24 protein-coding genes and 1 riboswitch are annotated in these 26,653 nt (G+C 45.9%); of the genes, 10 read left to right on the forward strand and 14 right to left on the reverse strand.

Annotated elements, in window-relative coordinates:
• Positions 1 to 14 precede the first annotated feature (14 nt).
• From KG118_RS08540 to fabD, 12 genes are all read right to left on the reverse strand, one after another.
• A complete protein-coding gene (locus KG118_RS08540) occupies positions 15 to 824 on the reverse strand; it encodes a patatin-like phospholipase family protein (protein WP_117710244.1) in 810 nt (269 codons plus the stop codon).
• Positions 825 to 911: 87 nt separating this feature from the next.
• Positions 912 to 1,307: a phosphoribosyltransferase gene (locus KG118_RS08545; RefSeq protein ID WP_117710243.1), complete on the reverse strand. Its 396-nt coding sequence runs from the start codon at positions 1,305 to 1,307 to the stop codon at positions 912 to 914.
• A gap of 15 nt (positions 1,308 to 1,322) precedes the next feature.
• The gene (locus tag KG118_RS08550; RefSeq protein ID WP_117710242.1) at positions 1,323 to 2,444 is read right to left on the reverse strand and encodes a DUF362 domain-containing protein; all 1,122 of its coding nucleotides are present in this window, start codon (positions 2,442 to 2,444) and stop codon (positions 1,323 to 1,325) included.
• Between the two features lie 72 nt (positions 2,445 to 2,516).
• A complete protein-coding gene (gene thiD / locus KG118_RS08555; RefSeq protein ID WP_199598703.1) occupies positions 2,517 to 3,320 on the reverse strand; it encodes a bifunctional hydroxymethylpyrimidine kinase/phosphomethylpyrimidine kinase in 804 nt (267 codons plus the stop codon).
• A gap of 20 nt (positions 3,321 to 3,340) precedes the next feature.
• Positions 3,341 to 3,934, reverse strand: coding sequence for a thiamine phosphate synthase (locus KG118_RS08560; RefSeq protein WP_117710573.1), 594 nt, complete (start codon positions 3,932 to 3,934; stop codon positions 3,341 to 3,343).
• Positions 3,935 to 3,992: 58 nt separating this feature from the next.
• Entirely contained in the window at positions 3,993 to 4,688 is a 696-nt protein-coding gene (locus tag KG118_RS08565) for a HesA/MoeB/ThiF family protein (protein WP_117710241.1), read from the reverse strand.
• 32 nt (positions 4,689 to 4,720) lie between these two features.
• The gene (gene thiH / locus KG118_RS08570; RefSeq protein WP_117710240.1) at positions 4,721 to 5,848 is read right to left on the reverse strand and encodes a 2-iminoacetate synthase ThiH; all 1,128 of its coding nucleotides are present in this window, start codon (positions 5,846 to 5,848) and stop codon (positions 4,721 to 4,723) included.
• Between the two features lie 18 nt (positions 5,849 to 5,866).
• Positions 5,867 to 7,552: a phosphomethylpyrimidine synthase ThiC gene (thiC, locus tag KG118_RS08575; RefSeq protein WP_117710239.1), complete on the reverse strand. Its 1,686-nt coding sequence runs from the start codon at positions 7,550 to 7,552 to the stop codon at positions 5,867 to 5,869.
• A 237-nt stretch (positions 7,553 to 7,789) separates the two neighbouring features.
• Positions 7,790 to 8,566 carry a thiazole synthase gene (locus tag KG118_RS08580; RefSeq protein ID WP_117710238.1) on the reverse strand — a complete coding sequence of 259 codons (777 nt, stop codon included), beginning with the start codon at positions 8,564 to 8,566 and terminating at the stop codon, positions 7,790 to 7,792.
• 161 nt (positions 8,567 to 8,727) lie between these two features.
• Positions 8,728 to 9,387, reverse strand: a complete 660-nt coding sequence (locus KG118_RS08585) for a thiamine phosphate synthase (protein ID WP_117710237.1) — start codon at positions 9,385 to 9,387, stop codon at positions 8,728 to 8,730.
• A 4-nt stretch (positions 9,388 to 9,391) separates the two neighbouring features.
• Entirely contained in the window at positions 9,392 to 9,589 is a 198-nt protein-coding gene (thiS, locus tag KG118_RS08590) for a sulfur carrier protein ThiS (protein WP_117710236.1), read from the reverse strand.
• Positions 9,590 to 9,655: 66 nt separating this feature from the next.
• A riboswitch (TPP riboswitch) is annotated at positions 9,656 to 9,746 on the reverse strand.
• Between the two features lie 187 nt (positions 9,747 to 9,933).
• Positions 9,934 to 10,821, reverse strand: coding sequence for an ACP S-malonyltransferase (gene fabD, locus KG118_RS08595; protein ID WP_117710235.1), 888 nt, complete (start codon positions 10,819 to 10,821; stop codon positions 9,934 to 9,936).
• Positions 10,822 to 11,217: 396 nt separating this feature from the next.
• Between fabD and KG118_RS08600 the strand changes: the two genes are divergently transcribed.
• The 5 genes from KG118_RS08600 to KG118_RS08620 all read left to right on the forward strand — a co-directional run bounded on the left by KG118_RS08600 (position 11,218) and on the right by KG118_RS08620 (position 18,165).
• Positions 11,218 to 11,949, forward strand: a complete 732-nt coding sequence (locus KG118_RS08600; RefSeq protein ID WP_117710234.1) for an NUDIX hydrolase — start codon at positions 11,218 to 11,220, stop codon at positions 11,947 to 11,949.
• A 66-nt stretch (positions 11,950 to 12,015) separates the two neighbouring features.
• Positions 12,016 to 13,503 (forward strand): xylulokinase, encoded by a 1,488-nt coding sequence (locus KG118_RS08605; RefSeq protein ID WP_117710233.1) that lies wholly within the window; start codon positions 12,016 to 12,018, stop codon positions 13,501 to 13,503.
• A gap of 45 nt (positions 13,504 to 13,548) precedes the next feature.
• A complete protein-coding gene (gene xylA / locus KG118_RS08610; RefSeq protein WP_117710232.1) occupies positions 13,549 to 14,865 on the forward strand; it encodes a xylose isomerase in 1,317 nt (438 codons plus the stop codon).
• Between the two features lie 130 nt (positions 14,866 to 14,995).
• Positions 14,996 to 16,471 (forward strand): D-xylose transporter XylE, encoded by a 1,476-nt coding sequence (gene xylE, locus KG118_RS08615; protein WP_117710231.1) that lies wholly within the window; start codon positions 14,996 to 14,998, stop codon positions 16,469 to 16,471.
• A 158-nt stretch (positions 16,472 to 16,629) separates the two neighbouring features.
• On the forward strand, positions 16,630 to 18,165 hold the full coding sequence (locus KG118_RS08620; RefSeq protein ID WP_117710230.1) for a carbon-nitrogen hydrolase family protein: 1,536 nt from the start codon (positions 16,630 to 16,632) through the stop codon (positions 18,163 to 18,165).
• A gap of 89 nt (positions 18,166 to 18,254) precedes the next feature.
• Here the strand turns inward: KG118_RS08620 and KG118_RS08625 are convergent, their stop codons facing one another.
• Entirely contained in the window at positions 18,255 to 19,721 is a 1,467-nt protein-coding gene (locus KG118_RS08625) for a catalase (RefSeq protein ID WP_117710571.1), read from the reverse strand.
• Between the two features lie 341 nt (positions 19,722 to 20,062).
• Here KG118_RS08625 and ileS point away from each other — a divergent pair, with 341 nt between their 5' ends.
• The 5 genes from ileS to KG118_RS17655 are packed head-to-tail and all read left to right on the forward strand — an operon-like array spanning position 20,063 to position 25,933.
• A complete protein-coding gene (gene ileS / locus KG118_RS08630; RefSeq protein WP_117710229.1) occupies positions 20,063 to 23,551 on the forward strand; it encodes an isoleucine--tRNA ligase in 3,489 nt (1,162 codons plus the stop codon).
• 33 nt (positions 23,552 to 23,584) lie between these two features.
• Positions 23,585 to 23,965 (forward strand): TraR/DksA family transcriptional regulator, encoded by a 381-nt coding sequence (locus KG118_RS08635; RefSeq protein ID WP_004290962.1) that lies wholly within the window; start codon positions 23,585 to 23,587, stop codon positions 23,963 to 23,965.
• A gap of 2 nt (positions 23,966 to 23,967) precedes the next feature.
• Complete coding sequence (locus tag KG118_RS08640; RefSeq protein WP_009120968.1) at positions 23,968 to 24,597, forward strand: lipoprotein signal peptidase; 630 nt, start codon at positions 23,968 to 23,970, stop codon at positions 24,595 to 24,597.
• Positions 24,594 to 25,529 carry a DUF4296 domain-containing protein gene (locus tag KG118_RS08645; protein ID WP_117710228.1) on the forward strand — a complete coding sequence of 312 codons (936 nt, stop codon included), beginning with the start codon at positions 24,594 to 24,596 and terminating at the stop codon, positions 25,527 to 25,529. The genes KG118_RS08640 and KG118_RS08645 overlap by 4 nt, the downstream gene beginning before the upstream one ends.
• On the forward strand, positions 25,529 to 25,933 hold the full coding sequence (locus tag KG118_RS17655) for a hypothetical protein (protein WP_117710227.1): 405 nt from the start codon (positions 25,529 to 25,531) through the stop codon (positions 25,931 to 25,933). Before KG118_RS08645 ends, KG118_RS17655 begins: the two co-directional genes overlap by 1 nt.
• Here the strand turns inward: KG118_RS17655 and KG118_RS08650 are convergent.
• On the reverse strand, positions 25,884 to 26,645 hold the full coding sequence (locus tag KG118_RS08650; protein ID WP_117710226.1) for an RNA methyltransferase: 762 nt from the start codon (positions 26,643 to 26,645) through the stop codon (positions 25,884 to 25,886). The genes KG118_RS17655 and KG118_RS08650 overlap by 50 nt on opposite strands.
• Positions 26,646 to 26,653 lie beyond the last annotated feature (8 nt).

The following is a 26,653-nucleotide window of genomic DNA, read 5'->3' on the forward strand; positions in this document are numbered from 1 at the left end:
GAGAATGGTTATTGTTATTCTTTCCAAATAGTGCCTTTTTCTATTTGCAGGCGTTCCAGTATGTCGTTGGTGGCATTATACCCTTGCATAAATATTTCTTCCGCTTTTTCCAACTCCCTGTTGCTGTAGCCGTCCAGATTATAAGGCTCTATCAGCAAGTCGGCTTTCTCCCGTTCGGGGAACGAATTGGAACGGAACATGAAGTTGTACGAACGCAAGGCCACACTTACGATATTCATTTTGTACTTAGGCGCCATTAAAGGACTCACATTGATTGCCACAACCTTTTCACATACCCTCCGGATAGTAGTTACAGGCAAGTTCATCAGCAATCCGCCGTCCACGTAATACGTCTCGTCTATCTTTACGGGTGCAAACAATACAGGCATACAGCAAGATGCGGCCACACGTTCGGCGATATCCCCTTTATGAAAATGCGCAAGGCGTCCGTGGTCCAAATCCGTAGCGGTGATAATCAACGGCAGCTGTAAATCTTCCAGTTTTTTCGCTTTCAGGTTACTTTTCAGGAAGTCTTTGAATTCACTGAGTTCAAACAAACCCACTTTGGGAATGACCAGTTTTGTCAAATCCTGAAATTTATGCCCGGCAAAATAATCCAGGACTTGATGGGGTTCGTTGCCGTCTGCATAAAAGACGCCGGCCAGCGCACCTGCACTGACACCGGAAATTATGTTGGGCTTAATATCATGCTCCAATAATGCCTGCATGGCTCCTAAATGGGCAAAACCTTTAATGAAACCGCCGCTCAAGGCATAACCGATAGAGTATTTATTAGAGAACCAGTTGTTCGTTACTACTTCCATGTTGTTGAAATCTACTATTTTTGTTCGGTACGAAATTAGTTATTTTATCGTAGTAAGAAAGGAAAATAGCAGAAAAATGTTCATTTATTATAGTATCCACGGAAATTTAAAGCACGTTTCATCAAACAACGCATAGTCGGCCGTGCCGTTTACAGCAAAGGTTTTGATGCTGCGTGCCTCTTTCAGCAGTTCACGCGCCAACTTTATGGTAGACCCCGTTTTTATGCGGTCGTCCACCAGCAAGATACTTTTTCCCTTGAAATCAAAATCAACGGGAGCCAGCAGTTGCGGAGCATCGTACTTAGGGTGCTGGTATTCGTCCCTCAAGTTGATGCGCAGCAGATGCACTTCTTTTTGCAAACGCTGGTTGATGATGCCTGCCGGAACGATTCCGCCGTTGGCAATGGCTACAATCATATCGAAATCATCGTGGAACTCAATCGTACGGAAACGCTCCAGTACTTCTTCCATTGTTTTTGCCATACAGAGTAATGCGGTTTATATTTTTATCAACTCGTAATCCATCGTTCCCAAGCCCATCTTTTCCGCATGCCGCAGTCCGGCAAGCCAGTCTGTGTCAGGATGTATCATATGGAATTTGTCGCAGCCGCACAAGTCTTCATGTTCATGCTTCTTGGCAAGTACATTATCGCTGTGCAGTACGGGAGCCTGAATCACTAAATCCGCGCAAGCCATATCCAATGCTACGGGGTCTGCCGATGCCAATATGCCGAGGTCGGGAATGATGGCAGCGTCATTATGGTTCCAGCAGTCACATTCAGGTGATACGTTCATGATGAAACTGATGTGGAAGTGCGGCTTGTCTTTCAGTACGGCGACGGAATATTCCGCAATCTTGTAATTCAGGCGTTCGGACGTGTCCCAGTCGCTTACTACGGCGGCATCATGCTGGCACAGAGCCACGCATTGTCCGCATCCCACACATTTTGCATAGTCAATTTCCGCTTTACGTTCGGCATTCAGATGTATGGCGTCATGGGCGCAATGCTTTACGCATATATTGCATCCGATGCAATTTTCGGCATCTACTTTGGGCTGTGATGATGCGTGCAATTCCAGTTTGCCGCCTACGCTGGCACATCCCATTCCAAGATTCTTCAGAGCGCCGCCAAATCCGGCTTGCTCATGTCCCTTAAAATGATTCATGCTGATGATGATATCCGCATCGGCAATGGCAGTACCAATCTTAGGGGTGGGGCAGTACTCTCCGTCTATCGGTATCTCCCTGTAATCCGTGCCTTTCAGCCCGTCGGCTATAATAACCTGACATTGGGCGGATATAGGATTAAAACCGTTCTCCATGGCACTCTGCAGATGGTCTACCGCATTGGAGCGACGTCCGGAGTACAGCGTATTGCAATCTGTCAGGAAAGGTTTGGCTCCGAAACTGCGGAGCAGATTTGCCATGCGTGCGGCATAATTAGGGCGGATATATGCCAAGTTGCCCGGTTCGCCAAAATGTATCTTGATAGCGGTAAAGCTGTCTTTTAAAGGAAGCTGTCCGATACCTGCACGTTTAAGCAAACGTTCCATTTTGTCTAAAAGATTAGAGGTGGGAGAAGTGCGTAAATCCGAAAAATATACTTTTGCTTTTTCCATATATATACCTGTTTATTGTGATTGCTCTTGCAAAAGTAATAGATAAAATTAAATAATGGTAAAAAAGAAAGCTTATTTTTCCTCGGGAAAGAAATGGCATAAAGGTCCGTTCCCATGCCCTATATGCAGGTCTTTACCGTAAAGTATTGCTTTGTTTATGTAGGCTTTAGCTTGGCGGACAGCTTCTTCGAGTTCCTTGCCACAGGCAACAAAGGCAGCTATGGCGGAAGAAAGCGTGCAGCCCGTACCATGAAGATTGCAGCTCTCTATCTTTTGTTGCTCGAACAGGCTGAAGCCACCGTTGCTGTACAACACATCGCACATTTCACTGCCGGACAAGTGCCCGCCTTTCACCAATACGGCACAATGATAGCGGTTTGCCAATTCGCAAGCCGCTTGCTTCATGTCCTCTATATCAGCGACCGGGTGCGAAAGGAGTAAAGACGCTTCACTTAAATTGGGAGTTATCAGGGAACAGAGAGGAAACAGTTCTTCTTGGATGATGCGAATGGTGTCTTCTGTCATTAGCTTTCGTCCGCTGGTAGATACCATTACGGGGTCGTAAACCACAAAACGGGGTTGAAATCTCTGCAAACACTCCGCAATGGCATGCACAATAGCGTCATTGTGAACCATTCCTATCTTGACAGCTGCCGGCTGCAAATCTTCCATTACGGAGGTTATCTGTGCACGGACAATATCTGACGGGATAGAGTAAACGGCTTGAACTCCCACTGTGTTTTGTGCCGTAACGGCGGTAATGACAGAGGCTGCATAGCCTTTCAACGCAGAAATAGTCTTGATATCTGCCTGTATGCCTGCACCGCCGGAGCAATCGGAACCGGCAATGGTGAGAATGACTGGAATAGTTGACACGATGATAAAATGATTAATGATTAAAACAGAGATGCAGAACGAGTTAACTCTTTGAAATGATTGATAAAATCCGCTCCTGTCCGATTCCATATATCTCCCAAAAGAACCGCACCGCCGAAACCTGATGAACTGATTTCAGAAAAGCGTTCTGCCGTGACGCCGCCCAATGCCATTACTTTAGCATCTATAATGCCCGCTTGCCGCGCCTTTTGCAGGGTGTCGGAAGTATAGGCAGAGGAATATCCCTCTTTGGAAATACTGTCGTATATGGGGCTGAGGAATACGTAATCGCAGGTTGTTTTGTATTTTGAGACTTCTTCCAATGAATGACAGGAACGACTGATGTGTCCGGTAAAGCCTGCCGGCGCTATCGGGTTGCGTCCATTCAGATGAATGCCTTTCAGATTTCGGTAAGACGCCAGTTGGAAATGCTCGTGAGTGACGATACGTTCCAGATATTCCGTCGGGAGCCTGTTCAATAAATTTTCCATATCTTCATACGAAGCGCCGGGTTTCCGAAGATGCAGAATCTCAAGCCCTGCATCGAACAGGGAAGTGATTGCTTCGGCTTCTTCTTCAAAGAATACAGGTAGGGTAATCGTTATCAGTTTCATACTTTTCGGGGTATTGTTTTTATGCACATTTACTAAATGAAGGGCAAATCGTTCGTTTTTACAGTAGAAGAACGAACGATTGCATGGTTCTTAAATCCACAGTCCATAATTTTCCTGCCAAGACCTCGCCGTAGCCGCAGATGAGCTTCAGCGTTTCACTTGCTTCCACGCTGCCCACAATGGCGGGGGTAACACCTACGACCGAGTTGTCGGGAGCGGGCATTTGCAGTGTCGCGGTTTCGTCGGGAAACAAATCCCTGTATGTCTTGGGTCGCTCGCCGTAACAGAATACGGAGACTTGGCCTTCAAATCCCTGAATGGCGCCGTATACATAGGGCTTGTTCAGTGCGCTGCAACTATCACTAATCAGATAGCGGGTAGAGAAGTTATCGCATCCGTCCACAATGATGTCATATTCGGTAATCAGGCGGCGGACATTCTCCTGATTGAGGCGGAAAGGATAGGTGTGCACCTTTACGTCACTGTTCAAAGCCTGTAGCTTTCGGGCGGCGCAATGTACCTTAGGCTGTCCCACTTCGTTCTCTGCATACAATATCTGGCGTTGCAGGTTGCTGATACTGACTGTGTCAGCATCCGCCAAGCCTATTGTACCAACTCCTGCACCTGCAAGATAGAGGGCGATAGGGGAACCCAGTCCGCCTACGCCTACTATCAGAACTCTTGCCTTATGCAGTTTTTCCTGTCCGTCTTCTCCTATTTCGGGAAGGGAGATTTGTCTGCTGTATCGGGTCATGTTGAGAGATATATAAGATATATGAAGAGAGACTATACCCGTTTCAGGTCGAAACTGGCATCCCAGTCTTTCCATACGGGCTCGCGTCCCAAATTCTTCAAGGCTTTGTCTACTTCTACGGCCTTGCGTTCATCGCTGACGTGGAATTGCTCCAGAGTTTGCGGATAGCTGTAATATCCACCCGGTTCAGTCTTGCTTTCCGCGCTCATGGTGGTAACTCCCAGAGTTGCCATGTGGTCGCGTATGAAAGCCGGTTCGCGGGTAGAGTAGGATATATCCACATCATGGTCGAATATCCGCATGGCAAATGTAACTTGCGCCAGTTCGCGGTCGCTCATAATTACGTTGGGTTGGAAGCCGCCGTTTTCCGAGGGGCGCATACGCGGGAAGTTGACGCTATACTTTGTTTTCCAGTAGTGCTTCTGGAGATAGCGCAGGTGGTATGCCATCATGCAGATATCGGTTCTCCACTCTTTCTCCAAGCCGATAAGCACTCCCATGCCGATGGAATGCACGCCCGCCTGTCCCATACGGTCAAAGCCGTTGACACGCCATTCAAATTTGGACTTCATGCCGCGCGGATGATAGATGTTGTAGTTTGCCTTATGGTAGGTTTCCTGAAAGCAAATGACGCCGTTCATGCCATGTTCTTTCAGCTCGGCATACTCTTCGGCTTTCAGGGGCATTACCTCAATCTTCAGGTTACTGAAATAAGGCTTTGCCAAGTCGAGTGCGCGGGCTATGTACGGAACGCCCGCCTTAGCCGGATTTTCGCCCGTAACCAGCAACAGGTTCTCAAAAGGAGCGAGCTTTTTGATAGCCTTGTATTCGTTCACTATTTCCTCTTCCGTCAAGATGGTGCGGGGCATGGGATTGCTGATGTGGAAACCGCAGTACACGCACGAGTTGGTGCAGGAGTTCGTAATATACAACGGCACAAACATGGAAATCGTTTTTCCGAAACGCTCTTCCGTATATTTCTTGCTTAAACGTGCCATTGTCTCCAAATAGGGGACGGCTGCCGGTGAGATGAGCGCCATAAAGTCCTCTACATCACAATGTTCTTTGGAAAGGGCACGACGTACGTCCGCATCTGTTTTGGAGTTGATGCGGTCGGTCGTCTCTTCCCATGATATTTTTTCTAATTCGTCTGAAAACATATAATCCTATTTTAAGAATCACTCTTTTTTCTTTAATTCTCTCGACAACCGCATTGCGCAGAAGTTCGGTCCGCACATGGTGCAGTATTCTCCGTCGACGTGGTGTCCTGCCCGGAAATAGGTCTGTGCGCGTTCCGGGTCGAGCGAGAGGTCGAACTGGTCTTTCCAGCGGAACTCGTAGCGTGCCTTGCTCAAGGCATTATCGCGTACTTGCGCACCGGGATGTCCTTTGGCAAGGTCGGCGGCATGGGCGGCTATCTTATAAGTAATGACACCCACGCGTACATCTTCTTTATCGGGCAATGCAAGGTGCTCTTTCGGTGTAACGTAGCACAACATTGCCGTACCCAGCCAACCGATTTGCGCCGCACCGATGGCAGAAGTGATGTGGTCGTACCCCGGAGCAATATCCGTAACCAACGGGCCGAGCGTGTAGAACGGCGCATTGTGGCACTTCTCTATCTGGCGTTCCATATTCTCCTTAATCTTGTGCATGGGCACGTGTCCGGGACCTTCGATGAAAGCCTGCACATTCTTGTCCCAGGCACGGAGTACAAGTTCGCCCATGGTGTCGAGTTCGGCAAATTGCGCTTCGTCATTGGCGTCGTACGTAGAACCGGGACGCAGGCCGTCGCCCAAGGAAACGGCTACATCGTATTGCGCCAATATGTCGCAGATGTCGTCGAAATGTTCGTACAGGAAACTCTCGCGGTCGTGCACCAGGCACCATTTGCTCATGATGCTTCCGCCGCGGCTCACGATGCCGCACAAACGTTTATCCGCCAAGTGCACGTTGTGGCGGCGGATGCCTGCGTGTATGGTGAAGTAGTCCACACCTTGCTCGCATTGTTCAATCAAAGTGTCCCGATAAAGTTCCCAAGTAAGTTCCTCCACTTTGCCGTTCACCTTCTCCAACGCCTGATAGATGGGCACTGTGCCTACGGGAACCGGACAGTTGCGGATAATCCATTCGCGCGTCTCGTGGATGTTTTCTCCGGTAGACAGGTCCATTAAAGTGTCACCGCCCCATTTGCAGCTCCAAAGGGCTTTCTCCACTTCTTCGTCGATGCTTGAAGTGGTGGCGGAGTTACCGATGTTCGTATTGATTTTTACAAGGAAGTTGCGGCCGATAATCATCGGTTCGGCTTCGGGATGGTTGATGTTGGCGGGCAGCAAAGCACGCCCTTCCGCTATTTCCCGACGGACAAATTCGGGAGTGATATGCGTTTCTATTCCCAATTCGGCGCAATTCATGTTTTCGCGAATTGCCACATATTCCATTTCGGGAGTGATGATGCCTTGCTTGGCGTAATACATCTGCGTGCAACATTTTCCTTGTTTGGCGCGGTAGGGCAGTGAGATATGCTCGAAGCGCAGATGGTCGAGCGACTTGTCGTCACGGCGCATACGACCGTATTCCGAAGTAATCTCCGGCAATTGCTCCACATCGTCGCGCCGCAAAATCCACGGCTCGCGCAGGCGGGGCAATCCTTTCTTAAGGTCAATCTCTATGTTGGGGTCGCTGAACGGACCGCTGGTGTCGTAAATGTAAACATCCGGATTGGGAGTAATGACTTTTTCTTCTCCTGCAAAAGTTGTACTGGGCACTTGCTCTACTTTGCGCATAGCCACACGGAGTTCCGGATATATGGTTCCCGGCAGGTACACTTTCTCTGAACGGGGAAATTTTATTCTTGGTTTCATGTCAGATACGATTTGAGTATGTATTTTTCTTTTCTTGTTTTGTGACGTCTCGAAATGCCTTTTTCCTTTTTACTAAAACTCCGGAGAAGATTTACTAAAACTTAGGGAGAGATTTACTAAATCTTCGGGAATGTTTTACTAATTCTGTCCTTCTCCGCCAGCAACAGTCGGGAAAGCGTTTTTTACTCCTGTTCATAAAAAGTAACCAAAAAGGCTTATTTGTCAAATAATCGGCTCTTATTCGTTCAGAAAAGAAGTCAATGGTGAACTGGCTTCGGCAACAAAGTTGTCCGCCTGCAATCCCAAGCCGGCTTCGTAAGCCATACGTCCGGCTTCTACGGCTTGTCTGAAGGCTTCTGCCATCGCCACGGGATTGCCCGCTACGGCAATGGCCGTATTGACCAGACAGGCGGAAGCGCCCATCTCCATTGCTTCGGCGGCATGGCTGGGAGCACCGATGCCCGCATCCACCACTACGGGGATGGTGGCTTGTTCGATGATAATCCGCAGGAAATCGCGTGTCTGCAACCCTTTGTTTGTACCGATGGGCGCACCCAGCGGCATGACGGTGGCGGCTCCGGCTTCTTCCAGACGTTTGCAAAGCGTAGGGTCTGCCTGACAATAAGGAAGGACTATGAAGCCCAGTTTTACCAACTCTTCCGTAGCTTTCAGGGTCTCGATGGAGTCGGGAAGAAGATAACGCGGGTCGGGGTGAATTTCCAGTTTCAGCCAGTTGGTTCCGAATGCTTCGCGCGCCATTTGTGCGGCAAATACGGCTTCCTCGGCATTGCGCACGCCGGAAGTGTTGGGCAGAAGCTGGATGTGTGGATGACGGATATGTTTCAGCATATCATCTTCCTTGTTCTCCAGTTCTATACGCTTCATGGCCACCGTTACCATCTCTGTACCGGATGCCAGAATGGATTGCTCCATGATTTCATTGGAATTGAATTTTCCCGTTCCCAAAAACAGGCGGGAGCTGAATTCACGTCCCGCAATAATTAATTTCTCCATATCATTTTATTTGTTAAGTGAATTTGCTTAATTAACCTATACTATCTGTCATTCAGAGCGCAGCGAAGAATCTCTTCTCTTGATGTATGCACAGAGAATAGATTCTTCGCTGCGCTCTGAATGACAGATGTTCCTGATATAAATTAAATTTCAGCACTTACTTATCTCAATATTGGTTTGTTTGATTGATTTCCGTCTGTTTGATTGATTTCCGCAAGAATCCTTCGCATCTCTTCTGCCGGATGCTCCGCCCGCAGCACAGTACCCGAAAGGGCGATGCCCGTGACGCCTGTCTGCATGACAGACGGAATGTCGGCGAAAGTAATTCCGCCGATAGCGACGACAGGAAGGCTGATATTCTCCGCCCGCATCCGGCGGATAATCTCTTTATATCCTTCCAAACCCAGTATGGGGCTGAGCTTCTGTTTGGTTGCAGTGTATCTGAACGGTCCGCAACCGATGTAGTTTACTCCGTCGAGCCAATGCTTCTTTACGTCTTCGTATGTGTTGGCTGTGCCGCCTATGATATATTCGCTGCCAAGTATGCGCCGTGCTTCGGCAACGGGCATATCGTTCTTGCCGAGGTGTACGCCGTCTGCACCGATTTCCTTGACCAGTTCCACGTGGTCGTCAATGATGAAGATAGCGCCGCAATCATTGCATAGCTTCCTTATTTCCGCCGCTACGGGCAGTATGTCTTCTTTCCCGGCATCTTTCATGCGCAGCTGTATCCACCGGCAGCCACCCTCCAAAGCCATGCGGGCGGAATCGAGGTAGGAATACTTCTCGGTGTAGTGTGTAATGAACTGAACTGATTTCATAGTCTCATCCGCCGCAGGCAGCTTTTATTATAACAATGGATATACCTTCGGACAGGGCATAATCCGTCCACTCCGCACGTGGAATCATGCGGTTGTTTACGGCAACGGCAATACCTTGCGCCGGCAAGGAAAGGTCGTTTGTCAATTGCGAAAGGGTAGCGGCATCGGTTTCCACTTCTTTGTTGTTGATTAATACTTTCATGTTTTGTTTCTGTTAAGTAAAACAATGGAAGTAAATACAAAGAAGTACCGTTAAGGTAAGTTCTGTGAAGAAAAAATATCCAATTCCTACGGCAGTACTAACTGCATCAGGTTCGAGGGTATAATCTCAGCCCGTCGGGGCACCCCTTTGTCTTTACAGCGGCAAAGGTAAAGGAAAATAAGATATAAAAAACAAAAGGAGGGATTTTTTTCTTAAAGCAGAGGGAAAGAAAATACATCGGAAGGCGAATACATTATATATAATGATTGAACCTGATTCAGTATAAGACAAAGACAAGCTTGTCATATACTAAATCAGGTTCAACCGAAAAAAACTTCTATGGATTATGCTATGCCATGGGCTGTTGCACCGGCATCAATCTTCTTGATAAGTCCTTGCAGAACTGCGCCCGGGCCACATTCGGTAAAGTCTGTAGCGCCATCGGCAATCATGTTCTTCACGGTTTGGGTCCAGCGTACGGAAGCTGTCAGCTGGGCAACAAGGTTCTTCTTGATTTCAGCCGGGTCTGTGTGGGGCAGAGCATCTACATTCTGATAGACAGGACACTTCGGAGTGTGGATTTCAGTAGCGTTGATAGCTGCCTCCAACTCGACTTTAGCGGGATTCATCAGCGGAGAGTGGAATGCACCGCCTACCTTCAAAGGCAAAGCGCGCTTTGCACCGGCGGCTTTCATCAACTCACAAGCCTTGTTGATGCCTTCGATAGAACCGGAGATTACAATCTGTCCCGGGCAGTTATAATTGGCAGCTACACAAACTTCGCCTTCCGCGCTTACCTGTGCGCAGATTTCCTCAACTTTTTCATCCGGCAAAGCAATGATGGCAGCCATAGTGGAAGGCTGTGCCTCGCAGGCCTTCTGCATAGCCATGGCGCGGGCATATACCAATTTCAAACCGTCTTCAAAGCTCAATGCACCGGCGGCAACCAATGCGGAGAACTCGCCGAGAGAGTGACCGGCAGTCATTTCAGGTTTGAAATCATCACCCATGCAGAGTGCGGAGATAACGGAATGAAGGAATACGGCAGGTTGTGTTACTTTGGTTTGACGCAAATCTTCGTCCGTACCGTTGAACATAATATCTGTAATACGATACCCGAGGATATCATTTGCTTTCTCAAAAAGTTCTTTGGCTAAAGCCGAGTTTTCGTACAAGTCTTTTCCCATTCCTACGAACTGGGCACCTTGACCCGGAAATACAAATGCTTTCATATTTACTTATTTTTAGTGTTTAATTAAAAAAGTGGTGCAAAGGTATAGGTTTTTCTGATAACCACCGCACAAATGGGCGTTTTTTGTGCAATGAACTTTTTTTACATACAGCCTGCAATACAATATGTAGTGTTCCCGAAAGGCAGATTGAGATATAGTAAAATCCTTATAAATTAAGCACTTTACGGTTATTGTACATATTACAATTACACCCGGCGATGATAACCTAAATCTACATATTGTATTTTATATGATAACAATATAAAATGATATTGTAAAATGTATGATATGTATTCATCTGTAAAATAATGCTTTATAACATAGTAAAAATATTCTTTTTCTCTATTGCGAATTAGAAAAACCTCATTATATTTGCAGCCGTTAAACATAAATATTATGCAAAACATGGAACATAATATGCCTTTGGCAAACAATCATATTTCCGTAGATTGTGTAGTGATCGGTTTTGACGGAGAACAACTGAAGGTCCTGCTGGTAAAACGGGCAGGAGAGGAGGAAGGCGAAATCTTTCACGATATGAAACTTCCCGGCAGCTTGATTTATATGGATGAAGATTTGGATGAAGCCGCCCAACGGGTGTTGAATGAATTGACCGGACTCAAAAATGTAAATTTGATGCAATTCAAGGCTTTCGGTTCCAAAAACCGCACAAAAGATCCCAAAGACGTACATTGGCTGGAACGTGCCATGCAGTCCAAAGTGGAACGTATTGTGACCATTGCATACCTTTCATTGGTAAAGATAGACCGCACTCTGAATCGTAACTTGGATGACTATATGGCGAGCTGGGTAGCTTTACCGGATATTAAAGCGTTGGCATTTGACCACAACCTTATCATAAAAGAAGCAATAACTTATATCCGCCAATATATAGAGTTTAATCCATCGTCGTTGTTTGATTTGTTACCGCGTAAGTTTACCGCGTCTCAACTCCGGACTTTATATGAACTGCTGTACGGCAAACAGATTGATGTACGCAATTTCCACAAAAAGATAGCCCTTATGGAGTATGTGGTTCCTTTGGAAGAAAAGCAACAGGGTGTTGCCCATCGCGCAGCACGGTATTATCGCTTTGATAAAAAGATATATAATAAGGTGAGGCGATGAAACAGCGATAGGGTGATAAAGTGGCAGGTGAATAGGAATAGTAATACCTTTAATTTTTAATTCAATATGTATTTATTAGGTTATGACATCGGCAGCTCGTCCGTAAAAGCGAGTTTGGTAAACGCAGAAAGCGGCAAATGTGTATCTTCTGCATTTTTCCCGAAAACAGAAGCAGAAATTATTGCCGTAAAACCGGGTTGGGCAGAACAAAATCCGGAAAACTGGTGGGAAAACTTAAAACTGGCGACACAAGCCGTATTGACTGAATCCCGTGTAGATGCAGCAGACATCAAAGCTATTGGTATATCTTACCAAATGCATGGATTGGTGTGTGTGGACAAAGAACAAAATGTACTGCGTCCGGCAATCATCTGGTGTGATTCCAGAGCCGTACCCTATGGACAAAAGGCTTTTGAAACATTAGGAGAAGAGATGTGTCTTTCTCATTTACTGAATTCTCCGGGTAATTTCACAGCGTCCAAACTTGCTTGGATTAAGGAAAATGAACCGTCTGTCTACGAGAAAATATACAAGATTATGTTGCCGGGCGATTACATTGCCATGAAGTTGAGCGGCACAATCTGCACTACCGTATCAGGCTTGTCGGAAGGTATGTTCTGGGATTTCAAGAATAATCAGGTGGCGGACTTCTTGATGAAATATTATGGTTTCGACCATTCATTGATAGCTGACATTAAACCGACTTTCTCCGAACAGGGACGTGTTAATGCCGCCGCTGCCCAAGAATTAGGCTTGAAAGAGGGTACGCCTATTACATATCGCGCCGGCGACCAACCCAATAATGCACTGTCGCTGAATGTATTCAACCCGGGTGAAATAGCATCTACTGCAGGTACATCGGGAGTGGTTTACGGTGTGAACGGTGAAGTGAATTATGATCCGAAATCACGTGTCAACACTTTTGCACACGTTAACCATACAACAGAACAAACCCGTTTGGGAGTGCTCTTGTGCATCAATGGTACAGGTATCCTTAACTCATGGGTAAAACGTACCGTTGCTCCCGAAGGCATTTCTTACAGCGATATGAATGTGCTTGCCGCTCAGGCTCCTATCGGAAGTGCCGGTATCAGCATTCTGCCCTTCGGCAACGGTGCGGAGCGTATGTTGGAGAATAAAGAAATAGGTTGCTCCATCCAGGGCGTGAACTTCAACCAACATGGCAAACAGCACATTATTCGTGCCGCACAGGAAGGTATTGTATTTTCCTTTAAATATGGCATCGATATTATGGAGCAAATGGGTATTCCGGTACAAAAAATCCACGCAGGTAAAGCCAATATGTTCCTCAGCCCGCTGTTCCGCGAAACGCTGGCAGGTGTGACAGGAGCCGTAATCGAACTTTACGACACTGACGGTTCGGTAGGTGCAGCCAAAGGTGCAGGTATAGGTGCAGGTATCTACAAAGATAATAATGAAGCCTTCGCCACACTTGAAAAACTGGAAATCATAGAACCGAAACAAGCTGACCGCCAAGCATATGCCGACGCATACGCACGTTGGAAACATTGTCTGGATATAAACATGAAATAACAAATAATCAAATAGTAATATTAACCCTTTAAAACAATTAGAATTATGGCAACAAAAGAGTATTTTCCCGGAATAGGAAAGATTAAATTCGAAGGTAAAGAGAGTATGAACCCGATGGCATTCCGCTACTACGATGCAGAGAAAGTTATCATGGGTAAAAAAATGAAAGACTGGTTGAAGTTTGCTATGGCATGGTGGCACACTCTCTGCGCAGAAGGTGGCGACCAGTTTGGTGGCGGTACAAAGCACTTCCCTTGGAATGGTGATGCTGACAAAGTACAGGCTGCCAAGAATAAAATGGATGCAGGTTTCGAATTCATGCAGAAAATGGGTATCGAGTATTACTGCTTCCACGATGTAGACCTTTGCGAAGAAGCCGCTACTATCGAAGAATACGAAGCAAATCTGAAAGCTATCGTTGCTTATGCTAAACAAAAACAAGCTGAAACCGGTATCAAACTGTTGTGGGGTACTGCCAATGTATTCGGTCACGCACGTTATATGAACGGTGCTGCTACCAATCCTGACTTTGACGTTGTAGCTCGCGCTGCCGTTCAAATCAAGAACGCTATCGACGCAACAATCGAGCTGGGTGGTTCAAATTATGTATTCTGGGGCGGACGCGAAGGCTATATGTCTCTGCTGAACACTGACCAAAAACGTGAAAAAGAACATCTTGCACAAATGTTGACTTTGGCACGCGACTATGCTCGTGCACGTGGCTTCAAAGGTACATTCTTGATTGAACCGAAACCGATGGAACCTTCCAAACATCAATATGATGTAGATACTGAAACTGTAATCGGCTTCCTGAAAGCTCACAACCTGGATAAGGACTTCAAGGTAAATATCGAAGTAAATCATGCTACATTGGCAGGTCATACATTCGAGCATGAACTTGCAGTTGCTGTGGATAACGGTATGTTGGGCTCTATCGATGCTAACCGTGGTGACTACCAGAACGGTTGGGATACAGACCAATTCCCTATCGACAACTACGAATTGACACAAGCCATGATGCAGATTATCCGCAACGACGGTTTGGGCAACGGCGGTACTAACTTCGATGCCAAGACTCGCCGTAACTCTACAGACCTTGAAGATATCTTCATCGCTCACATTGCCGGCATGGATGCAATGGCACGTGCTTTGGAAAGCGCAGCCAAACTGCTTGAAGAATCTCCTTACAAGAAAATGCTTGCTGACCGTTACGCTTCCTTTGACAGCGGTAAGGGTAAAGAATTTGAAGAAGGCAAGCTGACTTTGGAAGATGTCGTAGCTTACGCAAAAGCTAATGGCGAACCTAAACAAACCAGCGGTAAACAAGAATTGTACGAGGCAATCGTAAATATGTATTGCTGATTTTAATTAATTACGAATTACAAATTATCAACTATCGGAATAGCGGTTCTGCAACATTTTGCATCACCGCTGCCGGTAGCCCATAATTTGTAGTTCGTAATTTGTTATTAATTCCTAATCTAATTATATCATGAATTATACAGAAAAAGGTAGCAAGATCTACCTCTTCTCTATTGTACTTGTGGCTGTCATAGGCGGTCTACTTTTCGGTTATGATACAGCGGTTATTTCCGGAGCCGAGAAAGGACTTCAAGCTTTCTTCATGGGAGCCGATTTTGAATACACAGATGCAATACACGGCATTACATCATCCAGCGCATTGATAGGTTGTATCATAGGTAGTGCCGTCTCCGGTTTTTTTGCTTCCAGATTAGGTCGCAAAAATTCTCTCTTTTTAGCTGGTATTCTGTTCTTTTTATCAGCATTGGGCTCATACTACCCGGAATTCCTGTTTTTTGAGCATGGTGTTCCTTCTTATTCTCTTTTAGTTGCATTCAACTTCTACCGGGTTTTAGGTGGCGTGGGTGTAGGATTGGCATCTGCTATCTGTCCGATGTACATTGCAGAAATTGCTCCAAGTAACATTCGCGGAACATTGGTTTCATGGAACCAATTCGCTATTATCTTCGGTCAGTTAGTCGTTTATTTTGTGAATTTCCTGATTTTGGGCAGTCATGCAAATCCTGTAATAGACTTGGTTAACGGGGTCAATCAGATAATGAATCCGGAAGCTGCTGCATGGACTACGGAAACAGGCTGGCGTTTGATGTTTGTCAGTGAGGCTGTTCCAGCAGGGTTGTTTGCTTTATTGGTATTATTAGTTCCTGAAACGCCACGCTATCTTGCTATGTGCGGTAAAGACGAAAAAGCATTGAACGTACTGAGCCGTATCAATGGTTCGTCACAAGCCAAAGTTATCTTAGCCGAGATTAAAGCTACTACCGAAGAAAAAACAGAAAGACTTTTCACTTACGGTTGGATGGTTATCTTCATCGGTATCATGCTGAGCGTATTCCAGCAAGCTGTCGGTATCAATGCCGTCCTTTATTTCGCTCCGCGTATATTCGAGACAATGGGTATGGCTAATCCAATGGTACAGACCGTGCTTATGGGCGTTGTCAACATTCTGTTTACCCTGTTGGCTGTATTTACAGTTGAGAAGTGGGGGCGTAAACCGTTGCTTATTTCCGGTTCTATCGGTATGGCTGTAGGAGCTTTCGGTGTGGCGCTTTGCAACATTGTAACAGGACTTCCTGCAATAGTTTCCGTTATCAGCATTATGGTTTATAGCGCTTCGTTCATGTTTAGCTGGGGTCCCATCTGCTGGGTACTGATTGCTGAAATCTTCCCGAATACCATTCGTGGTGCTGCAGTGGCTATTGCAGTGGCATTCCAATGGATTTTCAACTTCATAGTTTCGTCTACTTTCCTGCCGATGTACAATATGCGTCTCGGAGAAATGGGAGACAAGTTCGGCCATATGTTTGCATATGCTCTTTATGGCATTATCTGTGTGGTAGCTGCCATTTTCGTATGGAAGCTTGTTCCCGAAACGAAAGGCAAGACTCTGGAAGATATGACTAAACTTTGGAAAAACAGAAAGTAAGTTTATCAAAGTTTCGTTCTAAATAAAGATAAAGGCTGCGCAATGTTTGTTTTAAACTGCGCAGCCTTTATTCTTAAAAAAATCACACTTTACAAAGCTTAATGTATCAGTAAAACCGTAACTTTGCATCGTTTAAATTCAGGTAGAACACAAAGATTATGGACGAAATGAAAATCAATAAGGTGCAAATACGTAATCTGCAAATAGAAGATTACGATCAATTGGCACAATCATTCACACGTGTTTATTCAGATGGAAGTGATGTATTCTGGACACACAAACAGATAGAAAAACTGATTCGTATCTTTCCTGAAGGACAGATTGTAACGGTAGTGGATGAAAAGATAGTGGGATGTGCACTCTCCATTATCGTAAATTATGATGATGTAAAGAATGACCATACCTATGCTCAGGTTACGGGTAAGGAAACGTTTAATACTCATAACCCTAAAGGTAATATTCTCTATGGTATCGAAGTCTTTATCCATCCTCAATACCGTGGATTGCGTCTGGCACGCCGTATGTACGAATACCGTAAGGAAATCTGCGAAACGCTGAACCTGAAAGCCATCATGTTTGGCGGACGTATTCCTAATTACCACAAGTATGCCGACCAGATACGTCCTAAAGAATATATCGACAAAGTAAGACAGAAAGAAATTTATGACCCGGTACTGACTTTCCAGTTGAGCAACGACTTCCATGTACGTAAAGTGATGCGCAACTATCTCCCTAATGATGAGGAATCCAAGCATTACGCCTGCCTCTTACAGTGGGATAATATTTATTACCAACCGCCTACGCAGGAGTATGTAAGTCCGAAAACTACAGTGCGTGTCGGTCTGGTACAATGGCAGATGCGTACTTATAAGACATTGGATGATTTATTTGAACAAGTGGAATTCTTTGTGGATGCCGTTTCTGACTATAAGAGCGACTTTGTACTTTTTCCGGAGTATTTCAATGCACCGTTAATGGCGAAATTCAATGATGAGGGAGAGTCGGAAGCTATTCGCGGACTTGCCGCTTATACCGATGAAATCAGGGAACGATTTGTAAAGCTGGCCATCAGTTACAACATCAATATCATTACAGGCAGTATGCCGCTCATTAAGGAAGAGGACGGACGCTTGTACAATGTGGGATTCCTTTGCCGTCGCGACGGAACATACGAAATGTACGAGAAGATACACGTCACTCCCGATGAGATTAAAAGCTGGGGATTGAGCGGCGGTAAATCTCTGCAAACATTCGACACGGACTGTGCAAAAATAGGCGTGCTGATATGTTATGATGTGGAGTTTCCGGAACTTTCACGCATCATGGCGGACCAAGGAATGCAAATATTATTTGTTCCATTCCTTACCGATACGCAGAATGCCTATTCGCGTGTTAAGGTGTGCGCTCATGCCCGTGCCATTGAGAATGAGTGTTTCGTGGTTATAGCGGGTAGTGTGGGTAATCTTCCCCGTGTACACAATATGGATATACAATATGCCCAATCGGGTGTGTTTACTCCTTGCGACTTTGCTTTCCCCACCGACGGAAAGCGTGCCGAAGCCACTCCGAACACGGAGATGATTCTTGTGTCTGATGTGGATTTGGATTTATTGAACGAACTGCATACCTATGGCAGCGTTCGCAACCTGAAAGACCGCAGAAATGATTTGTATGAAGTGAAAATGAAGAAGTAAGAAAAATTGCCACCGGTTATGCGGATTTATACGGTTTCTGTGTTATTATCCTTTTGTGTAAATCCGCATAATCGGTGGCAAACTTTTTCCTATCTGGTACTCGCCAAAGCCTCTTGCAAGTCAATGCCCAAAGCGGATGCTACTCCGGTACCATACGCCGGGTCTGCTTTGTAGCAATTGCGTACGTGGCGTTGCTTGATGAAAAGCTCGGCATCTCCCATGGCACGAGCCGTATTCTCAAACAAAAGCTGTTGTTCGCCTGCAGGCATCAGTCGGAACAAATCACCCGGTTGGCTGTAATAGTCATCATCGTATTCACGTTCGTTATAATTATAAATGTCTCCATGCACTTTCAAAGGCGGTTCTTTCTTCTCCGGTGAATCCTGCCATTCTCCATAGCTGTTAGGCTCATATCCCTTGGCGGAACCATAATTGCCATCTACACGCATAGCGCCGTCGCGGTGAAACGCATGGAACGGACAGCGAGGTTTGTTTACCGGAATTTGTTCCGCATTTACTCCCAGACGATAACGTTGCGCATCTCCATAAGAGAATAATCTTCCCTGCAACATCTTATCAGGTGAAAAACCTATGCCTTCTACAATGTTTTGAGGATTGAATGCAGCCTGTTCCACTTCCGCAAAGTAGTTTTCCGGATTACGGTTCAGTTCCAAGATACCTACATCTTGTAGCGGGAAGTCTTTGTGCGGCCACACTTTCGTCAGGTCAAAAGGATTTATGCGGTAATTATCCGCTTCCTCTTCAGTCATCAGCTGAATCTGAAGTTTCCACTTCGGGAAATCGCCTTTTTCAATGCTCTCATACAAATCTCTTTGATGTGATTCACGATCTTTGGCGATGATTGATTCTGCCTCTTGGTCGGTCAGACATTTAATACCCTGCATGGTTTTGAAGTGGAATTTCACCCAGATACGTTCATTATTTGCATTGATGAAGCTGTATGTATGACTGCCGTATCCGTTCATGTGACGATAAGAGTAGGGGATGCCCCGCGGGCTCATTGTAATAGTTACCTGATGCAAAGCTTCGGGCAATAATGTCCAAAAATCCCAGTTGTTATTGGCGCTGCGCATATTAGTACGCGGGTCACGTTTCACTGCATGATTCAAATCCGGAAATTTCAACGGATCACGTAAAAAGAATACCGGAGTATTGTTTCCTACTAAATCCCAATTACCTTCTTCCGTATAAAACTTCATGGCAAACCCGCGAATATCGCGTTCGGCGTCTGCTGCACCTCTTTCGCCTGCCACTGTTGAGAAACGGACGAAACATTCTGTTTTTTTTCCTACTTCGCTAAAAATTGCCGCACGGGTATACTTTGTGATGTCATGGGTCACAGTAAACGTTCCATAAGCACCGGAACCTTTGGCATGCATACGTCTTTCGGGAATTACCTCGCGGTCAAAGTGAGCTAGTTTTTCCAAAAACCACGGGTCCTGTAATACCATAGGACCTCTCCGGCCTGCTGTCTGACTGTTTTGGTTGTCTGCTATCGGACGACCGTTGGCTGCTGTTAATTTCTTTTTTTCCATAAATACCATTTTAGAGTTAATAATAAGGATTTCCTATGTTGCAAAGATAGTGGCAGCATACAGACACAACAACAGATTTTTTCTATGGATATATTGTTTAAATCTATAATGTATCGCTCTAATTTTCCAAATATAGTCATAATAATGGAATAACCTACGTTTAAAACGGATATTTATAAATAGCACATTTTAAAATTATCTACTCAAAAATCTCTTTTCTCTAACTTTTTTGTAAATTTGCACCCTTAAAACAAAGAGGATAGCTCCAGATGCGCTGAAAAGACTCCTCGGACTATCTCTAAGAGTAGTAAATCGTAAATAGTCAAATCGTAAATATCAAGATGGGTAAGAAGTTTGCCGAATATTCAAAGTTTGACCTTTCGGAAGTAAATAAGGAAGTGTTGAAGAAATGGGACGAAAACCAGGTTTTCGCCAAGAGTATGACAGAACGTGAAGGTTGTCCTTCTTTCGTGTTTTTCGAAGGACCTCCCTCGGCCAACGGTATGCCGGGTATTCACCATGTAATGGCTCGCTCCATTAAGGATATTTTCTGCCGCTACAAAACCATGAAGGGTTTCCTGGTAAAGCGCAAAGCCGGTTGGGACACACACGGGCTTCCGGTGGAGCTGGGTGTGGAAAAAGCGCTCGGCATTACCAAAGAAGATATCGGTAAGACTATCTCCGTTGCCGAATATAACGCCGCCTGCCGCAAGGACGTGATGAAGTTCACCAAAGAGTGGGAAGACCTTACTCACAAAATGGGTTATTGGGTGGATATGCAGAATCCTTATATTACCTATGATAACCGATACATCGAAACCCTGTGGTGGCTGTTGAAGCAACTTCATAAAAAAGGACTTCTTTATAAAGGATATACCATACAGCCATATTCTCCGGCTGCTGGAACCGGTTTGAGTTCTCACGAGTTGAACCAACCCGGTTGTTATCGCGATGTAAAAGATACAACCGTAGTAGGACAGTTCAAGATGAAGAACCCGAAGCCCGAAATGGCAGAGTGGGGTACTCCTTATTTCTTGGCATGGACTACAACTCCTTGGACATTGCCTTCCAATACCGCTCTTTGCGTAGGTCCGAAAATTGACTACGTAGCCGTGCAGACCTATAACGGATATACGGGTGAAAAAATGACTGTGGTACTTGCCAAAGCACTACTCTATACTCACTTCAACAAAAAAGCGGAAGAACTTGCATTAGAGGATTATAAGCCCGGTGACAAATTGATTCCATTCAAGGTTGTAGGCGAATATAAAGGTCCTGATTTGGTAGGGATGGAATATGAGCAACTCATTCCGTGGGTGAAACCGGTAGATGTGGATAATGACGGCAATTGGAGCGTCAGCGACAAAGGTTTTCGCGTAATCCTTGGCGATTATGTAACCACAGAAGACGGTACGGGCATCGTGCACATTGCTCCGACATTTGGTGCGGACGATGCTTTCGTAGCCCGTGCGGCAGGTATCCCTTCCTTGTTCATGATTAACAAGCGCGGTGAAACCCGTCCTATGGTAGACCTTACCGGTAAGTTCTATTTACTGGACGAACTGGATGAAAAGTTCGTAAAAGAATGCGTCAATGTAGATGCTTACAAAGAATATCAGGGTCGCTGGGTGAAGAACGCCTATGACCCTCAGTTTACCGTTGACGGCAAATACGATGAAAAAGCCGCACAAGCTGCCGAGACTCTCGACATTTACATCTGTATGATGATGAAGGCAGCCAATCAGGCATTCAAGATAGAGAAGCACGTGCACAACTATCCGCATTGTTGGCGTACGGACAAGCCGGTATTGTACTATCCGTTGGATAGCTGGTTTATCCGCAGTACCGCTTGCAAGGAGCGTATGATGGAGCTGAACAAGACTATTAACTGGAAACCGGAAAGCACCGGTACGGGACGTTTCGGCAAGTGGCTGGAGAACCTGAACGACTGGAATCTGAGCCGTTCACGTTACTGGGGTACTCCGTTGCCCATCTGGCGTACGGAAGACGGTGATGAGGAGAAGTGCATCGAGTCCGTAGAAGAGCTTTACGACGAGATAGAAAAATCCGTTGCAGCCGGACTGATGGCATCCAATCCTTACAAGGAGAAAGACTTCCGCCCGGGTGTGTACACGCAGGAGAACTATGATAAGATAGACCTTCACCGTCCTTACGTGGATGACATCATCCTCGTTTCCAAAGACGGCAAGCCCATGAAGCGCGAGTCAGACTTGATTGACGTATGGTTCGACTCCGGTTCCATGCCGTATGCACAGATACACTATCCGTTTGAAAATAAGGAATTGCTGGATAACCATCAGGTATATCCCGCCGATTTCATCGCAGAAGGTGTAGACCAGACACGCGGTTGGTTCTTCACCCTGCACGCTATCGCCACAATGGTGTTCGACAGTATCTCTTATAAGGCTGTAATCTCAAACGGTCTGGTACTCGACAAGAACGGCAATAAGATGTCCAAGCGTTTGGGCAATGCCGTAGACCCGTTCTCCACTATCGAGAAATACGGTTCCGACCCCTTGCGCTGGTATATGATTACCAATTCTTCTCCGTGGGACAACCTGAAGTTCGATGTAGACGGAGTGGAAGAAGTACGCCGCAAGTTCTTCGGTACCTTATATAATACATATTCATTCTTCGCCCTCTATGCAAATGTGGACGGATTTGAATACAAGGAAGCCGATGTCCCGATGGCGGAACGTCCTGAAATAGACCGTTGGATTATCTCTGTACTGAACACGCTGGTGAAAGACGTAGACAACTGTTACAACGAATACGAGCCGACCAAAGCCGGACGATTGATTTCGGACTTTGTGAACGACAACCTTTCAAACTGGTATGTCCGCCTGAACCGTAAACGTTTCTGGGGTGGCGGCATGACACAAGATAAGCTGTCCGCTTTCCAAACACTCTATACCTGCCTGGAAACCGTATCCAAATTAATGGCGCCTATCGCCCCGTTCTATGCCGATATGCTCTATTCGGACCTGATAGCGGCAACCGGACGTGACAATGTAGTGTCCGTTCATTTGGCAAAATTCCCCGAATGCAAGGAAGAAGCGATAGACAAGGAACTGGAAGCACGTATGCAAATGGCACAGGACGTTACCTCTATGGTATTGGCTTTGCGCCGCAAGGTGAACATCAAAGTACGCCAGCCGCTACAGTGCATCATGATTCCGGTAGTAGACGAAGAGCAACGTGCCCACATCGAAGCCGTAAAAGCACTTATCATGAACGAGGTGAACGTAAAGGAAATCCGGTTTGTGGACGGTGCGGCAGGGGTACTTGTGAAGAAAGTGAAGTGCGACTTCAAGAAACTGGGCCCGAAATTCGGCAAGCAAATGAAAGCCGTAGCCGCCGCCGTTGCCGAAATGCCGCAGGAAGCCATCGCCGAACTGGAAAAGAGCGGTTCTTATACACTGAACTTGGACGGTGCGGAAGCCGTAATCGAAACATCCGATGTAGAAATCTTCAGTGAAGATATTCCGGGCTGGCTGGTTGCCAATGAAGGTAAGCTGACTGTCGCTCTGGAAGTTACCATAACCGAAGAACTTCGTCGCGAGGGTATCGCCCGCGAATTGGTGAACCGCATCCAGAATATCCGCAAGTCAAGCGGCTTTGAGATAACGGATAAAATAAAGATTACATTATCAAAAAATCCGCAAACAGATGATGCGGTAAATGAATATAATGACTATATTCGCAACCAGGTTTTAGGAACCTCACTGACGCTGGCAGACGATGTAGAAAACAGTACGGAACTTGAGTTCGACGATTTCAAGCTGTATGTAAGCGTTGTAAAAGAATAAATTATTAATACTAACGATTAAACACGTAAAGTTATGGCAGAAAAGACAAGATACTCGGATGCAGAATTGGAAGAATTCCGCGCCATTATTATGGAAAAGTTAGAGTTGGCACAACGCGATTATGAGTTGCTGAAAGCCAGCCTGACGGGTGCAGACGGTAATGATACCGACGATACATCTCCAACATACAAAGTACTGGAAGAAGGAGCAAATACCTTGTCTAAGGAAGAAACGACACGCTTGGCGCAACGCCAGCTGAAGTTCATCCAAGGTTTACAGGCGGCTCTGGTACGTATTGAGAACAAAACGTACGGCATCTGCCGCGAAACAGGCAAACTGATTCCTGCCGAACGTCTGCGTGCGGTGCCTCATGCAACATTGAGCATTGAAGCTAAAAACAACGGCAAGAAATAAGGATGAAGAAATTTTTCACGAAAGGGCGGATAGCCTTACTCGTTATTTTCTCGGTATTGATTATCGACCAGGTAATTAAGGTGATTGTTAAGACCCAAATGTATTGGCATGAGAGTATACGCATCACCGATTGGTTCTATATCTATTTTACCGAAAACAATGGTATGGCTTTCGGTTTGGAGATATTCGGAAAATTGTTCCTTACTTCATTTCGAATCGTTGCGGTAGGGGTTATAGGCTGGTTCCTGTACAAGTTCATAAAGCATGGCATGAAGACGGGATTTATTGTCTGTGTATCACTCATCCTGACAGGAGCATTGGGCAATATCATCGACAGCGTATTCTACGGAGTACTGTTCAATGAAAGCACCTACTCGCAACTGGCAACCTTTATGCCCGAAGGCGGCGGGTATGCTCCGCTGTTCTACGGTAAAGTGGTAGATATGTTCTATTTCCCCATTATCGAAACAAACTGGCCTGAATGGATGCCTTTCATCGGTGGAAATCATTTCATCTTCTTCAGCCCGATTTTCAACTTTGCCGATGCTGCAATCAGTTGCGGTATCATAGCATTGTTGCTGTTCTACAGTAAATATTTGAATGATTCCTATCATGTTATAAAGAAATCATGAAAAGGAAAAAACAGATTCAATGGTATAGCGTAATCCTTTTGGCGTTCAGTCTGACGGCGTGTCAGGTTAAGAGACCTGACACAGTGATACCGGACGCCAAAATGGAAAACGTACTTTACGACTTCCACATTGCCAAGGCGATGGGAGAGGAAATCCCTTATAACGAAAGCTATAAGCGTGTACTCTACATTGAATCTGTTTACAAGAAATACGGCATCACCCAAGCCGATTTCGATACTTCAATGGTGTGGTATGCCCGCCATCCGGATGCCCTCACAAAAGTCTACGAGAAAGTAAACCAACGGTTAAAGGCCGAAAGAGACGGCATTAACCATCTGATTGCTTTACGCGACAACAAGCCCAAAGAATCTCTTCCTGGCGACAGTATCGATGTATGGATAGGGCGGCACATCTATCATCTTACCGGGATGCCGTTGAATAATAAGCTTGCCTTTACACTTCCTTCGGACACCAACTTCAAGGACAGAGATACGTTGCGATGGACAGTTCGCTTCCGCTTCTTGAACGGAACACCCGACAGCCTTCATGCGCCATTAATGGCAATGCAGGTTTTTTATGCCAAAGATACGCTGAACGGTATGCTGAAGATAAAGCAACCGGGCACAGAGACTATTTCCTTGTTTGCCGACACATTGGGAACGATAAAAGAAATACGCGGATTCATCTATTATCCGGCACAACAGTCTGCGCAAAGCATATTGGCAGACCGTATCAGCCTGATGCGCTATCATGCAACGGACACCCTTTTTAATGCTGAAAAAGACAGCATCGGGACTGAGGATAAGGAGATAAAGAAAGATACGCCACCAAGCAAACCCGTAGAATTGAAGCAACAGGATGAAGAGAATGACAATGCTCGCCGTCCTGAAATGCGTCCCCGCCCAAGATTACGCCCAACTACTGAAAAGTAATGAAACGCTTTGCTTCACACTTTTTGTTCTTGCCTGCGTACGGTTACCTGAAACAGTATGTAGTAGAAACGGAAGAGGGGATAGTTGTACGTTTATTTCCACTGACCGAAGAGATAGAAAATGTGGAATGGTTGCCGGGAGCAATCGTTCTGTTGACACAAGAGGAATTGAAAAAAATTGACGCAAATTTCAATTCTGCACACATTTTTCAGGAACTTAGTAAAACCTCTCCGGAGTTTTACTATAATTCCGGGGACGTTTTAGTAAATTTTCCCCGGAGTTTTACTAAAACTCCGCCACCCTCTATTGACGGGAGTTGCAGACTGTTGCCTGTCTATTTCTCCAATTTTGACATTACAACGATGCTGCCTGTCGCCGGAACTCGGCACAAACTACTGCGGTAGCAATAGCAACATTCAAAGATTCGGAAGTTTCACGTTCCGACGGATAATTGGGAATATACAGTTTCCGGTTGATGAGTTGCTCCACTTCTTTTCCTATACCGTTGCCTTCATTCCCCATAACTATCAATCCATAGGCGGAAAGCGGCTGAGTGTACATATTTTCCCCGTCCAGAAAAGTGCCGTATACCGGTATGTCTTTCAATGAGCCAATCAGTTCGGGCAGGGAAGTATAATGCAGTTTTACACGTGCGATGCCCCCCATAGTGGCCTGCACGGTTTTTGGGTTATAAACATCCACCGTATTGGGCGAACAGAAGATATGCTCAATGCCAAACCAGTCGGCAAGGCGAATGATAGTCCCCAAATTGCCGGGGTCTTGCACATCATCCAATGCCAGACAAAGAGAGCGGCCTATGACGGAAGCATCCATTGCTTCGTCCGGCTGTTCAAAAACGGCAAGTACCTGTTGGGGCGTTTTCAGCAGACTGGCGCGTGAGAGTTCCTCTTCGGATACTTCGGCTACATCTTCTACCGGCAGATGCTTGTGCGCGGAAAGCCATTCGGCAGTTGCAATCAGAAGACGGCAACGGAAGTGCCCCAACAAATCGCCGACCAGTTTCGGCCCCTCTGCCAGAAACACTTTATCGGCTTTACGATTCTTCTTCAACTCCAGTGAACGGATATATTTGATACGATTCTTGCTTAGTGCCATAAGTTGTT

It is taken from the genome of Bacteroides propionicigenes (assembly GCF_018390535.1).
Classification (GTDB): domain Bacteria; phylum Bacteroidota; class Bacteroidia; order Bacteroidales; family Bacteroidaceae; genus Bacteroides; species Bacteroides propionicigenes.